Consider the following 14,693-nt stretch of genomic DNA (forward strand, 5'->3'; position numbering starts at 1 on the left):
TATTTGACCATACAAAAAGTGCCTCACAATCATTAGACTGTTTGTCTAACAATTATGAAGCACTTCACAGCTGGAGTTGTCGCGCTTTTTGAGTGCAGAAACTTATTTATTTTTAACGACGCTGGTTGCCCAGAATGATGGGATATTTAATTCATGCAAATAACCCTCGCCATTGGTGTCCTCGTACAGATCAAGCAGTGAGAAGCCGGCTTGCAACTGCCCGCGAATCTGTTCATCAAGCGTATGGGAAAATTGGATCCCGCTATCGGCCACATCTAAAGCGGCCATGAGTTCTGGTTGCTTGAGCGGATTATAGGGCAGTGAATTGACGATCCGGTGCTCATCTTCGGACACGATATAGTTGACGCCGTTGTCGAGACCGGCAATCATGCGGCCACCGGGTTTTAAAATCCGATAACATTCGCGCCAGATCGGCTTAACCTCTTCGACATAGCAATTGGCCACGGGATGGAAAATGAAGTCGAAACTTTCATCCGCAAATGGCAGTGGCTTAGTCATGTCGCCGCGAATAATATTGATCGCGTAATTTTCTCGCGCGGCTACTTTTTCTTCACTGGCGAGTTGTGCAGGCGAATAATCGAGTACGGTGCAATCAGCACCCAATGCGGTGAAAATGGGCATTTGCTGACCACCGCCGGCAGCCAAGCCGAACACTTTTTTACCATGGAAGTCGGGTAAGAACCAGTTTTCGGGAACTGGTTTCGTGGGTGTGAGTACCATTTCCCAATCGCCATTTTTGGCGGCGAGGAAAGCCTCGTGGGTGAGGGGAACGCCCCACTGCCAACCGTCGGCGACCCATCCATCGACGGTTTTGGCGTTGATGTCTGTATAATTTTCAGTCATAATTTGTCTCCTAATCATTGATAGGTTAAATATACTGATAAAAATGGTAAAAGTAAATGGGGGAAAATATATATCTACCTTCGGTCGAAAGTGCTGGGGTAGGCAGGTCTGTGGCTGTGGGACCGCTCTCCGCTTTTCCAAAACGTGTTCTGCAACATTGAAATCAGCATCTAAGAGATCAAGCCACGAAGAATGAAGCCCAATTCTTGTGTCTTGACGTCTTAGCTGTTGATTTCAAACCATGTTGCGCCACACTCTGGGAAAAGCTCCGAGCTTCGATTTGAGCTTTTGCAAAACCGGCAAAATCTCGAATCGATCCACCATGTAAGGCGAGGAAAATCGCCTCGCCAACATGGTTGTCACTGCCACGACTGCCTACCCCAGCACTTTCGACCTAAACGTATTTTGTTTAGATTAGAGACTGAATAACAGGGTTCGCCTAAATGAATTTTCAATGTCGCCTTGACTTGGAATAACAAAATAAATGAACGGTAGCTTTGAATTTGATTGAAATGGACACAATAAAAATTTAGGTATGCCATGTATTTAGCATGTTGACAAACGCTGTAGACTTCGAGTGGGAAAGTTGTTTAAACAGAAACGCTTTTTAAAATCTAGCACTAAACATTATCGAGCTCTTTAGAATAGAATAGGCGAAATTTGTGGTGGGAACTGGGACTTGCAGTGGCAATTTTGTTAACGAGCGATCTTTGCGAGTTTACAAAATGGGAAAATCGGAGATCCTGCGGTTTTCAGGAGCTCCGATTTTAGGCGGAAAACTTTTGGCGAATTTCCAAAAGCTTGGAGCCGTCCCCACAGCAGTCTCCCAGTTCCCACCACAAATTTAGCCGGAACCGCAAAAAATCCCCCCCCAATCGAAGATTGAGTTTTTAATCATTCCCAAAACTACCCAAATAAAGCGCAAAAAAGACAACCCGCATGTTTCACCATGCGAGTTGTCTAGAATGAAGCTGATTCAATTTTAAAAAATTATTCTGCTCTCAACGCAATCGCAGCATCTTTACGAGCTGCCATCCGTGCGGGCACGTGGCCACCGATAATAGTCAGGATCGTGCTGACCAAGACGAGCACGATCGCATGAACCGGATTCAGCACCGCGACACCATTCAAACCAGTGACGTTTGCGAGCAGCGTATTGATTGGGAAGGTTGCTAGGTAAGCAACCACCACACCGAAAATTCCGGCACCGAAACCGAGGATGAACGTTTCGGCATCAAATACACGAGTAATATCTTTTTTACGGGCACCCAAAGCCTTGAGCACACCGATTTCTTTCGTCCGTTCGATCACGGAAGTATAAGTGATGATCGAAATCATGATCATGCTGGTTACCAGGGAAATCGCCGCGAAGGCAATCAAGACGTAGGTGATCGCGTCCATCAAACCGCCGGTCATATCGGAGACGGTACCGGCTAAGTCGGTGTAGATGACCTTGTCAGCTCTGCTCTTGCCCTTGTTAAACTTATCGAGGTAACTAAGCACTTGATCTTTATCTTTGAAGGTAGTGGGGTAAATTTGGATATTAGTAGGGGTTGAAGAACCGCCGAGGACCGTCAACAAACTTGTTTTCGTGGAAGCATCCATGGTTTGTCCGGTCATCACATTCGTTGTGCTCGCTTTTTGAGCGGTGACGATGGCGGAGTCTTTATTGGTATTCAGAATTTCTTTGGTCAATTGAGAACTATAAGCGATCCCACTGGATAACAAACCGTCGCTATTTTTAGACTTAACGCGCACAATGGCGGCGATCCGCAGGGTTTTCGTGTTGGCTTTAGTGGCCATTGCAGCGTAGTCATTGCCAGGTAAGAAATTACCCGTTGGCAGTTTCGTGTAGTAATCGTCGTTGGCAACGACCTTAGTTGTGGTGCCGACCAGTTTGTCGAAGTTGAATTTCTCGCCCTCTTTGACGGTGAAGCCAAGATTTTTCAGCGAATTGATATTGACGCTGTTATCTTTATTGATGACGAGGACAATATCGGTTGATTTCGTCGGATAAGCGCCGGCGACGACTTTATAATAAGTCTTCAGGAAACTTTGCTTGCCGTCGCGATCGATCGGATAGACTGAACCGCCCACACCCGTTGCGGACGACATCATCGACATGGCATCGATGGTATTACTGTCGGGATTACTGTTAGAAAAAGTAACCGTTTTGTATTTGCCGTCGACTTCACGAATCAAATTCAGGCCAGTGCCGTAAGTGACCGCAATATTTTTTGCGTATTTCTTCGGTGTTTTTTCAATGTAATCCAAATATTTAGTATTTAGTTTATTAATATGTTGCGCCTTATCCGCATCGCTCTTTTCAGCGGTGACGGTGTTAGCCTTCGAGAATTTCTTCGTCTGGGTGCCGGTCATGGCGCTGGTATCGGAGCCGACTTGCGAAATGGTGATCGGCATCGATGCCATCGCCTCAGATTGGGTCTTGTCGATCTGCTTCTGGAAACCATTAGACAGTGCCAAGACAATGGCAATACTGATGATCCCAATACTGGAGGCAAAAACGGTCAGGAAGGTCCGCCCTTTTTTGGTACTGATGTTGGTGAAAGACAGTTTTAGCGCGGTCCAGTAACTCATTTTGGTCCGCTTCAGATTGAAGGCGTCCGTTTTTTGACCCTCGATATGCGGATGGGAGTCATGCTGGATCTTGCCATCGGCGAATTCGATGATCCGATCGGCATATTGATTGGCGAGCTCCGGATTATGCGTGACCATAATGACCAAGCGTTCGCGACTCAGATCTTGGATCAGCTTCATGATTTCGTTGCTGGTCCCAGAATCCAGTGCGCCAGTCGGTTCGTCGGCAAGCAGGATTTCCGGATCATTGGCGATCGCGCGGGCAATGGCGACACGTTGCATTTGACCACCAGAAAGTTGGTTGATTTTCTTGTGCATGTGCTCTTTTAAGCCGACTCGGATCAAGGCATCTTCGGCCTTTTGATGACGAACGCTGCTGGAAACACCACTTAAAGTCATGCCCATTTCAACGTTCTCGATGATGCCTAGATGCCCGATCAGATTGTAAGATTGGAAAATGAAACCGACCGAATTATTACGATACGCATCCCAATCGGCATCTTTGAAGTCTTTAGTAGATCTACCCTTGATCAGCAGGTCGCCGGAATCATAACGATCGAGTCCGCCGATAATGTTGAGCATGGTGGTTTTGCCAGAACCGCTAGGGCCTAAGATGGCGACGAATTCTTTTTGCCGGAACGTAACAGAAACATCGTCTTGCGCCTTGGTAGTCGTCCCACCGACGTGATAATATTTTTTAATATTTTTTAGTTCAAGCATTTTGAATCTCCCTTAAATATGTTCTAGTGATTCGTGGAAATAGTTGACAAACGTTAATTATCCTCTATACTTAACATTTGTCAACTGTTAACACAATATATCTGTTAAAATTTTAAAATTATCAAGAGGCAATAACAAAAAAGGGGTTAATCTTTATCGCAGCAGAAAAGCAAGCAGGGACGCAATTATTCGGACAAATGTTCGTGACCTTGACGCAAGCCGTCGTGCAAAATCTTAATATTTCTGAACTGGGCCTGACTCCACTACATTTAATGATTGTGATGGCCGTTTACACCCATCCCAATATTACGATGTCGAAGTTGGCGCAGGTCTTAGATATTTCCAGCGCACAATTGAGCCGCACGATGCGAACCGTCGAAGAAAAAGGGCTCGTGAAACGAGAACATAATCAGGATAACCGTCGGATCGTCAATGTACATCGGACAAAAGTCGGAGACGAATTTGCGGAAGCACAAATGAAACGCGTGCAGGCGCGTTTGGCTGATCGATTAAGCAGCCTCACCTCCGAACAGCGCGCAGACTTAAATCAGCATTTGGCGGCCAGCATCGCCATTTTAGGAGAGGCTGGGATCGTGCAGATGAGTCCAGAAGAATTTTTACAGACCATGCCCAATCATCCCGAATTCAAAGCGTAGGAGGTTCACTTGATGAAAGTCGTTGCATTATTGCGTGCTATTAACGTCGGCGGAAATAATCGAATCAAAATGGCCGATCTACGAGCCAATTTAACCGCACTAGGCCATCCAGAAGCGCAAACCATCGGCGCAACCGGGGTCGTTTTGTTAGACCAGCACGATTCGGAATCAATCGGCGCGCTCGTGCAGGCGGCTTGTCGTCCACTCGAACCAGAAGTCGCCGTTTTGACGATGGCACAAATCACCGAAGCCGCCGCGAACGCACCGACTTGGTGGCAAACCGATGCGGCCTGGCGACACAATCTAATTTTCATGATCGGCGAGTTGCAGGCGACCGAATTTCTCGAACATGTTCAGATGGCGCGAGTAGACCCCGTCAATGAAAAAATTGTCATTCACGACAATGTGGTCTTCTGGTCGTCGGCTTTTGAACAGCGCGCCCATTATTATCGGAGCGAATACGCCAAACTCCTGCAGAATCCATACTACAAACAAATCACGATCCGCAATGCCAACACCTTAACGAAGATCGTCCAGAAATTTAGGGAATAGCGAGAAAAACGTGCTCCAAGCAACTGAAATTAATGTCTAAGCACCAACAACTTAGCCAATAATTTCAAACCGTGTTGTTGCGCACTCTCATGCTATAATAACGGTAGTACAATTCTAGTGGAGGTCTGTTGATGGCGGAAATGATCGAGCAGTTGCAAATTATGATTACGAATGTGATTTGGAGTTTTGATCGCGACAATTCTCAAGTCAACGTGTTGCTCGTCAAACGTTCGGATGCGCCTTATCAAGATTATTGGGCGTTGCCGGAAACTTTTATGCGCGTCAACGAAAGTGCAGATGCGGCGGCCTTACGGTTGGTTAAAGAAAAAATTGGGCTCAAGTTATCCTCATTTCATACCGAACAACTGGCAACGTTTACCGCGCCTCAACGTTCGCTCGCGGATGAAGAACGCACGATTTCGTTGGCTTATATGACTTTTTTGCCAGAACGGCCGGTTTTGCGTGCGGGTTATGGTGCAGCCGATGCGCGCTGGTTCGCGTTGAGTAATGGCAGTCAGTATGATGGCTATCGCTTCAGTCAAGCCGATTTACTTTTTCATGCGGCAGCTGCGGCCAAGGCCACCGATTACTACGCTGAATTCAAGAATCACTATGCGACTGAGCAGCTGGCGTTCGATCACGAGTGGATCTTGAAGACCGCCTGTGTGCGCATCAAGAATAAACTGGACTACTTGCCCAACGTGCTCTTGATTCTCGGCGATTCATTTACATTGCGGGAAGCACGGCTCGTTTACGCGCCATTTCTGATCACCAATGTTCACGAAATCGACAATTCCAATTTCCGTAAGACTCACAAATTTTTATTCGAAGAAGTCGGCACCTCCAGCAAGAAAACCCGCGGACGCCCAGCAATGCTCTATCAATTGCGGTAAAAAAGCACGGTATTTAGCGGAGAGGTGGATTCTATGGCAGCGACAATTTTTGACATTGCGAGATTAGCGCAAACTTCGAAGTCGACGGTTTCGCGCGTGATCAGTGGCAGTGGCTACGTTAAGGACAGCACGAAGGCGCGCGTGTTGGCGGCGATTCACGAGTTGAATTATGTGCCGAATCAAATTGCGCGTGACTTGAAGTATCAGCGCACGAAGACGATCGGTTTTTTAGTCAATACTTATTATCCTAACGTCGGCGATTTCATTAACAACTTTGCGATCATCGCCAAGAAATTTCATTATCAAACGAGTATTTATTTGGTGGACACCGAAGAAGATGAGCTTAACGCGCTGAATCTGCTGGTCACGCATCAGATCGACGCCGCGTTCATGTTGTCGAAGGTCAATGATTGGGATAAAATCACACCCTACACGCGTTTCGGGCCAATCGCAACTTGGCGTCGATTGGATTCGGATAAGATTTATTCGTCTTATGTGGATCATTATCCGATTTATTTGACCGCTATGAATTACTTAAAGGATTTAGGCATACACAAAATCGGCCACGTTTTCAATGATCGCTATAATAGCAATACCATTGCGCGGGTGACTGCCATCGAGAATTTTCAAGTTGAAAATCCGACCATCGAGCAGGACTGGCGTCAATTTTTCTGGACTTCTAGTGGCGCGGGTGAAATGGCGGCTCAGCAGTGGCTGCAGGCGACTGATCGGCCGGATGCGGTTATTATTTACTCGGATTATGTTGCGGCCGATTTTATTAAGGCGTTGCGTGCGGCCAATTATCGCGTGCCCGAAGATTGCAAGGTCATTGGCTTCGAGAACGATATTTTCGGTCAACTTTTTGAAGTGACCACCTTTGATCCACGCATTGATTTACAGGCGGCCAACTCGTTTTATTATTTATATAATCAAATTAATCACACCAAATTACCGTATGAAACGATCAAACCACAAATGATCATTCGGCAAACTTGCTAAAATTTTCGGCAATTTGCACAACATTGAGGCTTTAAACGAAAAATGAATTAAATAACGTTGACATGGGAACATTCCCACATTGTATTCTTGTCTGTGTAGGAGAGAGTTTTAGTGGTCAGCCGGTATTTTATCCGAGCAACCGATGAATTTTCTGCTAACCCATGTTTGTATGAATAGATCGAATCGGTTCAGCCATCGATGACGATCACCGAATCAGCCAGATTAGCCACTGGCTGATTTTTTTTGTGCAAAAAAAGCCACCATATTCGTGGTGACACTAATAAGTATTGATTAGTTGTTCAAATGTTGGCTAAGAAATAGTAGTATTGCCATTTCCATCGTTTATAAAACTGTGTTGTTTTACAGCTTCTATCTGCTCATCGGTGGCCGATAAAGTCGTCGCAAATGATTTGACTAGCTTATTTCCCATCGGTTTGAACGTGACAAACGTTAATGCCCCTGAAGCAACGCCACCAACTATTGGGACAGTCTTGGTAATAAAGCTCGAAGTTGTTTTTTTAGTTACCTGAATTCCAATTGCAGTACCAACTTTCTTCATAATTGGATACCAGACTGTTCTTGTGACGGCTGTTTGCAAAAATTTACGGCTTGCGGTGTTGCTAAGACCTTTTGCAATGAACATTAGGCTGGAATTGGCGGCTGCGACACCTAGCATGATGCCAAGATAAATTAAGAGATCTCTTTTGCCATCTTCAAGCAGATTACCGTCGTCATTGTAAATACTAGGTTGTCCAAAAATGTAGGCAATTTCTTGCGCCATTCGAATTGAAAAGGCAAAATATTGAGCGATGTCTGCAGCACCTGCAGGGACTAGCGTTACTAGATTTGAAGGAAGTCCAGCTGCAAAAGAAAAGAATGTACTTTTTTCAGCATCACGTAAAACAACGCGTTTTGCCGCCTTAATCAATGTTTCAATCGGGTAAACAGCTTGAGGACCGAAGTGAATAATCTTCTCTAGTTGATCTGATGTGCTTTTACTAAAGCTCTTTCGCAGAAATGCTTCTCGGTCAACTCTAACGCCCGGTAATTTGATTGCTTGCTCAATTATTGGTGGAAGCGTGAAGACATTACTATTCTTCATTGGTATTTACCTCTGCTCTTGTCGTAAAGAAAGATTTATTTAACTCATTATCTCACACCTTGTTTGAAATGTAGATACTAAAAATCCGCAAAAAAAACACAACCCATATTAGATGCAGTGATCACTACATCAATATTATTTGTTGGAGGTAACAGAGATGAAGAAACACAAAGTTATAATAGGGTTGGGTATTGTTGTGGCTATCGTGAGCTTTTCCGTAATATATGGGATAATCATGAATCGTAGTGAGGATGAGGCGCCATATTTTGAATCTAAAACGACTAACGTGATTTTGTCTTCTAAAGTTAACAGATTGACTGATGCGCAAGAAAAATCATTTTATAAACTTGCTCGTCGGGCAGTTAAATTAGCGACGAGAGAAGAAGATAATGATCCAGCCGATTGGAAAAATATAAAAGATTACAGCCTCTATATCGAAAAGAGTAAAGAGAAACATCAATATCAGTTTATTTACACCGTAAAGACAACGAAACCCATACAAGTTAAAGTTCAATATACAATAATGATTCGATTAGAAAGTAAATATCTTGATGGCGGTAAGGCTCAGATCAAAATAATGAAATTTCACTTAGACAGTATTGAATGAGTTTAAAGATTTATCCCCTCTGACTGAGTAACTAATTTCTGTGAGATGTGATTGAAGGTGTGCAGTAAAGCTGCCTCTTTATTTTTTCATTAGCCTTAATCACTTAATTATGATAGGCATCGTTGAAGTGAATGTTGACGAAAAAAATCCAGTAAAATAAGTCTGTTATTTCTTGCACTTTCATCCAATTTAGTTATACTATATTTATTGAGTACTCACTCAATTATTAGGATGGCCGAAACTTGACCGTTATTTTTTAACATTAGAATGTAAACGCTTATAAAAAGTAAGAGCAAGCAGAAATGAGGATGATCATGACTGAAACAGATCTCACCACGCTTTTCACGAAGACGCGGGCGCAGAATAATTTATCAGACAGGCAGCTCAAGGTGTTGCAGGCGAGTTTAACTTTGTTCGCCAAAGTTGGCTACGATCGTGCGAGTACGACTGATATTGCTCAGCTAGCCGGTGTTTCTGAAGGCACCGTTTTTTCTCGGTTTAAGACCAAAGAACAGCTATTGCGCGCGATTTTAACGCCGTTTATCGACCAAGTTTTACCGTTGGCCGCCGATGAATTTCTCGAGCAGCTACAAATGGAAAACTTGCCACACTTCGTCGATTTCATCACCTTCATTACCCATGATCGGATGAGTTTCGTCATGAAAAATCGCGGCGAGTTCAAAATTTTCGTCCAAGAAATGGGCCGCAATCCCGAATTATTGCAAATGTTGACGCAACGGCTGAATACGTTGATCAATTCTAGGCTCAGTGAATTATTGATGGCTTATCAAGACAAGGGCGAGCTGGTCAAATGGGCGCCCATGCGGATCAGTCGCTACATTACCAGCGTGCTTTTAGGCTATCTGTTGCCCAACGTGTTAATGAGTGACGAGCCGCTGGATATTGAGGCGCAGACACAAGAAGTCGTTGAATTTTTATTGCGTGGCTTGCACGCATAGGGAGTGATGAAGATGCAAACAGAAATGTTATTTGGTGGGATCGATGTGGGTTCAACCACGGTCAAGTTAGTGATCATGGATGCCGACTATCAGACGAAGTTTTCGCGGTATGAGCGTCATTTTTCCGATGTGAAAACAGCGAGTAAGAAGATTATTCAAGAAGCAATCGACGAGATTGGCGCAAAGATGCCGATCGCGTTTACCATTACCGGTTCTGGCGGGATGGGTTTAGCGCATTTGTTGCAACTGAAATTCGTCCAAGAAGTCATTGCCTGTACGAAAACCGTCGAAGTTTTGATCCCCGAAACGGATGTCAGTATTGAATTAGGCGGCGAGGATGCTAAAATCACGTTTTTTGGTGCATCTTTGGAACAACGGATGAACGGCAGTTGTGCCGGTGGTACGGGTGCCTTTATCGATCAGATGGCAACTTTGCTGAAGACGGATGCAGATGGCCTCAACGAATTTGCGAAAGATGCTAAGACGCTTCACCCAATTGCCAGTCGCTGTGGCGTTTTTGCCAAAACCGATGTGCAACCACTGATCAATGATGGAGTTTCCAAGAGTGATATTTCGGCTAGTATTTTTCAAGCGGTCGTTAATCAAACGATTTCTGGCTTAGCAGCCGGTCATAAAATCAAAGGTAACGTTGCCTTTTTAGGTGGTCCACTTTATTTCATGGACCAATTGCGCGAACGTTTCATTGAGACGCTACATTTAACCCCCGATGAAGTTATTTTTCCTCCGGATCCCCAACTATTCGTGGCTAAAGGGGCTGCGCTCTATGCGGTTGAACAACCTGCGCTAGATTTAGAGACGATCGTGGATCGCTTGCTCAATGGTGACGATTCGGTCATGCAACCGGCTCATTCACTGGAACCACTTTTTAAAGATGATGATGAATTACAGGAATTCCGCAAGCGCCATGCGCAAGCGCAAGTGGAAACACGCGACTTAGCTAGTTATCAAGGCGTTGCTTATTTAGGCATCGATGCGGGCTCGACGACGACGAAAGTGGCGTTGGTCAGCGATGATCACAAGTTGCTTTATACGTACTACGATAGCAACGACGGCGATCCACTCGAAAAAACTAAGCAAATCATGCGCGATATGACGCGTAAAATTCCCGCGGGCGTGACGATCGGTAAAGCGGCCGTCACGGGTTATGGCGAGCATCTGATCAAGAATGCGTTGCGAGTCGATATCGGCGAAGTTGAAACTGTCGCTCATTATCAGGCTGCGCACTATTTCCAACCTAATGTGGATTTCATTCTCGATATTGGTGGCCAAGATATGAAGGCCATGACGATCAAGAACGATGCACTCTCCACAATTAAATTAAATGAAGCTTGTTCATCAGGCTGTGGATCGTTTCTCGAGACGTTTGCCACTTCACTGAATTATGACATTAAAGATTTTGCTCAAGCAGCATTGCTGGCGAAGAATCCATCTGATCTAGGTTCACGTTGTACAGTGTTTATGAACTCGAAAGTAAAACAAGTTCAAAAAGAAGGCGCCACGATCGGCGATATTGCCGCCGGTTTGTCGGTTTCGATCATCAAGAATGCCTTGTTCAAAGTCATCAAGATGCGTCGTCCAGAAGATATGGGCAAGCACATCGTTTGTCAGGGTGGGACTTTTTATAACGAAGCAGTCCTCCGTGCTTTTGAAAAAATTGCCGGTTGTGAAGTTGTCCGCCCCAATATCGCCGGCTTAATGGGCGCTTATGGTGCTGCATTGATCGCCCAAGCCAACTATAACGAAGGCGACGTTACAACGATGCTTAAGGTCTCGCAGATGGATGATCTGACCTTTACTAAAGAGTACATGCATTGTGGTGGCTGCGAAAATAATTGCCCACTGACGATCACAATTTTCAATGACGGGCGTCGTTTTGTCACCGGGAATCGTTGTGAAAAGGGTGAGGCGCGTGGTTTGCGTCAGCACCTACCGAAAGAAAATGGCCGCATCAATCTGGTTCAAGAGAAATACAAGTTACTATTCAGTTATCGCCCATTGCGCAAAAAGATGGCGCCTCGCGGTGTGATCGGCATGCCCCGAGTTCTGAATATGTATGAAAATTATCCGCTCTGGCAAACATTCTTCACGAAATTAGGCATTCGGGCCGAGTTATCGCCCAAAGGTAGCCAGAAGCAATATGAAAAAGGGATGGAAACCATCCCTTCAGATACGGTTTGTTATCCGGCCAAGCAAGTTCATGGGCATATTCAAGCGCTGATCGATGAAGGGATGAAGACTATTTTCTACCCAGCGGTCGTGTATGAAGTTGTCGAAAATAAAAATGCGCAAAATCATTTCAATTGTCCGATCGTTCAATCTTATCCTGACGTGATCCGCAACAATGTGGATGAAATCCGCGCAGGTGAAGTTGATTATCGTAATCCTTACTTGAATTTGGCAGATCATAAGTCAACTGCCGAGAATTTATACCAGACGTTCAAGGATTTTGGCGTTTCCAAAGCCGAAGTGGTTCTGGCATTAGAGGCTGGCTACAAAGAGCTAGAAAACTTCAAACGCACGATCCGTAATCGTGGTGAAGATACGCTGAAATTATTGCGTGAAAAAGGTGAACACGGGATCGTTTTAGCCGGTCGTCCTTATCACTTAGATCCAGAAGTGAATCACGGGATTTCTCAACTGATGACGGCCGAAGGATTCCACGTGCTGACCGAAGATTCGATCGCACATTTGGGCGACGTTCGTGGCTTGCGCGTCGTCAACCAGTGGGTTTATCATTCTCGGCTATACGCGGCAGCGCGTGTGGCTGCGAAGACACCTGAACTCGAATTCGTCCAATTGAATTCGTTCGGTTGTGGATTAGACGCGATCGACACCGACCAAGTTGAAGAAATCATGAGCCAGTATAATCGTTTGTATACCTCGTTGAAAATCGACGAAGGCACAAACATGGGTGCTGTGCGAATTCGCTTGCGTTCGCTGAAAGCCGCCGTTTTCGAACGAGCTAAGCGTGAAATCGTCCCAGAAAAACTACACGAAGATCCAATGCCAGTTTCATTTACGGAAGATATGAAGGCCGAAGGGTACACACTCTTACTGCCGATGATGTCACCAATTCATCAGCACGGGCTCGTAGACGTCGCTCTACAGGCTTCTGGTTACAACGTGGTCAACTTACCGATGGATGATCACAACGCCATTGACGTGGGTCAGCGGTACGTTAACAACGATGCCTGCTACCCAGCAATTATCTCAATTGGCCAAATGCTAGAAGCGCTGCAAAGTGGCAAGTATGATCTGAAAAAGACCGCGGTCATGATGACGCAGACTGGTGGTGGCTGCCGTGCAACGAACTATATTCCGTTGATTCGCAAGGCCTTAAAAGATGCAGATCTCGAACAGATCCCAGTTGTGTCACTCTCATTAGGCAATCAAGGTGTCGAAGAAACGCCTGGCTTTAAATTCACCTTGCCACTGCTCAAACGAGTGGCCATCGGTTTTCTCTACGGCGATTTATTCGAACGGGTCGTTTATCGAACTCGCCCTTATGAAATGGAAAAAGGTCAGATCGATGCCATGCACGAACAGTGGCTAAAGCTGGTACGGCCGAATGTGGTCAATGGCAATTTCCGTGAATTCAAACGTAACGTCCAACAAATTGTCAAAGATTTCGACACGGTGCCATTGCGTGATGTGGTCAAACCAAAAGTCGGCGTTGTCGGCGAAATTCTAGTCAAGTATTCACCGATCGCCAATAATGATGTGGTTCACTTGCTAGAATCAGAAGGTGCCGAAGCGGTTGTGCCTGACATCGTTGGTTTCATGAATTATTCGTTCTTTAATCAGATTTATAAACATGATGAATTTGGCGCGTCGATCAAAGCCAAATGGATCGCCGAATTCGGCATGAATCTGATCAAGTGGTGTGAAAAGCCAATGCAAAATGCGTTGACGAGTTCTAATCGTTTCACCGGAATTTCCGCCATTGAATCTTTGGCTAATGATGCAAGCAAGGTGCTGTCATTGGGTAATCAAACGGGTGAAGGTTGGTTCTTGACCGGTGAGATGATCGAGTTGCTGAAGAATGATGTGCCTAATATTATCTGTATGCAACCGTTTGGCTGTTTACCTAACCACATTGTGGGCAAGGGGATGGTTAAGGAGTTGCGGCGTCAGTTCCCTGGCGCTAACATTGCGCCGATCGATTATGATCCAGGTGCTTCTGTTGTGAATCAGCTGAATCGAATTCGATTGATGTTGGCGACGGCTAATAAGAATTTGGCGGCCAAGACAGAAGTGGCAACGCAGGATAAAATTGTTGCGCAGGTGAAATAGAAAATTGAGTCAGTCACTGTGGATTAAATAGTGGCTGACTTTTTTGTGTGGTTCCGGCGAAATTTGTGGTGGGAACTGGGAGGTTGCTGTGGGACAGTTATAAATTTTATGGACGTTTCGAAAAAGCTCAATCTTCGATTGGTCGTATTTTTTGCGGTTCCGGCGAAATTTGTGGTGGGAACTGGGAAACTGCTGTGGGGACGGCTCCAAGCTTTTGGAAATGCGCCAAAAGTTTTCCGCCTGAAATGTGAGCTCTTCCAAAATCGGGAAGATCTCATATTTCCCCTTTCTGTAAACTCGCAAAGACCGCTCGTTAACAGAAATATCACTGCAGTCCCAGTTCCCACCACAAATTTCGCCTAGTCTATTCGGACGAGCTGAAAATAGTTAGTGTTGAATGTTTAATTTACATTTCTAATTCAAACAATC

10 protein-coding genes are annotated in these 14,693 nt (G+C 45.2%); 7 read left to right on the plus strand and 3 right to left on the minus strand.

Annotated elements, in window-relative coordinates; translation table 11 throughout:
• Positions 1-102: 102 nt before the first annotated feature.
• Both EKM67_RS06800 and EKM67_RS06805 read right to left on the minus strand, forming a co-directional pair.
• Positions 103-864, minus strand: a complete 762-nt coding sequence (locus tag EKM67_RS06800; RefSeq protein ID WP_125578281.1) for a class I SAM-dependent methyltransferase — start codon at positions 862-864, stop codon at positions 103-105.
• Positions 865-1,854: 990 nt separating this feature from the next.
• On the minus strand, positions 1,855-4,182 hold the full coding sequence (locus EKM67_RS06805; RefSeq protein WP_125578282.1) for an ABC transporter ATP-binding protein/permease: 2,328 nt from the start codon (positions 4,180-4,182) through the stop codon (positions 1,855-1,857).
• A 203-nt stretch (positions 4,183-4,385) separates the two neighbouring features.
• Here EKM67_RS06805 and EKM67_RS06810 point away from each other — a divergent pair, with 203 nt between their 5' ends.
• The 4 genes from EKM67_RS06810 (at position 4,386) to EKM67_RS06825 (ending at position 7,282) form a co-directional block, all read left to right on the plus strand.
• Positions 4,386-4,838, plus strand: coding sequence for a MarR family transcriptional regulator (locus tag EKM67_RS06810; RefSeq protein WP_164506599.1), 453 nt, complete (start codon positions 4,386-4,388; stop codon positions 4,836-4,838).
• Positions 4,839-4,850: 12 nt separating this feature from the next.
• Positions 4,851-5,390 carry a DUF1697 domain-containing protein gene (locus EKM67_RS06815; RefSeq protein ID WP_125578284.1) on the plus strand — a complete coding sequence of 180 codons (540 nt, stop codon included), beginning with the start codon at positions 4,851-4,853 and terminating at the stop codon, positions 5,388-5,390.
• 131 nt (positions 5,391-5,521) lie between these two features.
• A complete protein-coding gene (locus EKM67_RS06820) occupies positions 5,522-6,283 on the plus strand; it encodes an NUDIX domain-containing protein (protein ID WP_125578285.1) in 762 nt (253 codons plus the stop codon).
• Between the two features lie 33 nt (positions 6,284-6,316).
• A complete protein-coding gene (locus EKM67_RS06825; RefSeq protein WP_125578286.1) occupies positions 6,317-7,282 on the plus strand; it encodes a LacI family DNA-binding transcriptional regulator in 966 nt (321 codons plus the stop codon).
• A 310-nt stretch (positions 7,283-7,592) separates the two neighbouring features.
• On the opposite strand, the gene EKM67_RS06830 is transcribed toward EKM67_RS06825, so the two are convergent.
• Positions 7,593-8,384, minus strand: a complete 792-nt coding sequence (locus EKM67_RS06830; protein WP_125578287.1) for a hypothetical protein — start codon at positions 8,382-8,384, stop codon at positions 7,593-7,595.
• 157 nt (positions 8,385-8,541) lie between these two features.
• On the opposite strand from EKM67_RS06830, the gene EKM67_RS06835 reads away from it, so the two are divergent.
• From EKM67_RS06835 to EKM67_RS06845, 3 genes are all read left to right on the plus strand, one after another.
• Complete coding sequence (locus EKM67_RS06835; protein WP_125578288.1) at positions 8,542-8,991, plus strand: hypothetical protein; 450 nt, start codon at positions 8,542-8,544, stop codon at positions 8,989-8,991.
• A gap of 314 nt (positions 8,992-9,305) precedes the next feature.
• A complete protein-coding gene (locus EKM67_RS06840; protein WP_164506600.1) occupies positions 9,306-9,950 on the plus strand; it encodes a TetR/AcrR family transcriptional regulator in 645 nt (214 codons plus the stop codon).
• Positions 9,951-9,962: 12 nt separating this feature from the next.
• Positions 9,963-14,264 (plus strand): 2-hydroxyacyl-CoA dehydratase, encoded by a 4,302-nt coding sequence (locus EKM67_RS06845; RefSeq protein ID WP_125578290.1) that lies wholly within the window; start codon positions 9,963-9,965, stop codon positions 14,262-14,264.
• The last annotated feature ends 429 nt before the right edge of the window (positions 14,265-14,693 follow it).

Source organism: Lapidilactobacillus mulanensis (assembly GCF_003946215.1).
Classification (GTDB): domain Bacteria; phylum Bacillota; class Bacilli; order Lactobacillales; family Lactobacillaceae; genus Lapidilactobacillus; species Lapidilactobacillus mulanensis.

Bases quoted from the DNA above. Each gene is read 5' to 3' on its own strand.
- EKM67_RS06800 (WP_125578281.1), bottom strand. From the start codon at position 864: ATGACTGAAAATTATACAGACATCAACGCCAAAACCGTCGATGGATGG.
- EKM67_RS06805 (WP_125578282.1), bottom strand. From the start codon at position 4,182: ATGCTTGAACTAAAAAATATTAAAAAATATTATCACGTCGGTGGGACG.
- EKM67_RS06815 (WP_125578284.1), top strand. From the start codon at position 4,851: ATGAAAGTCGTTGCATTATTGCGTGCTATTAACGTCGGCGGAAATAAT.
- EKM67_RS06820 (WP_125578285.1), top strand. From the start codon at position 5,522: ATGGCGGAAATGATCGAGCAGTTGCAAATTATGATTACGAATGTGATT.
- EKM67_RS06825 (WP_125578286.1), top strand. From the start codon at position 6,317: ATGGCAGCGACAATTTTTGACATTGCGAGATTAGCGCAAACTTCGAAG.
- EKM67_RS06830 (WP_125578287.1), bottom strand. From the start codon at position 8,384: ATGAAGAATAGTAATGTCTTCACGCTTCCACCAATAATTGAGCAAGCA.
- EKM67_RS06835 (WP_125578288.1), top strand. From the start codon at position 8,542: ATGAAGAAACACAAAGTTATAATAGGGTTGGGTATTGTTGTGGCTATC.
- EKM67_RS06840 (WP_164506600.1), top strand. From the start codon at position 9,306: ATGACTGAAACAGATCTCACCACGCTTTTCACGAAGACGCGGGCGCAG.
- EKM67_RS06845 (WP_125578290.1), top strand. From the start codon at position 9,963: ATGCAAACAGAAATGTTATTTGGTGGGATCGATGTGGGTTCAACCACG.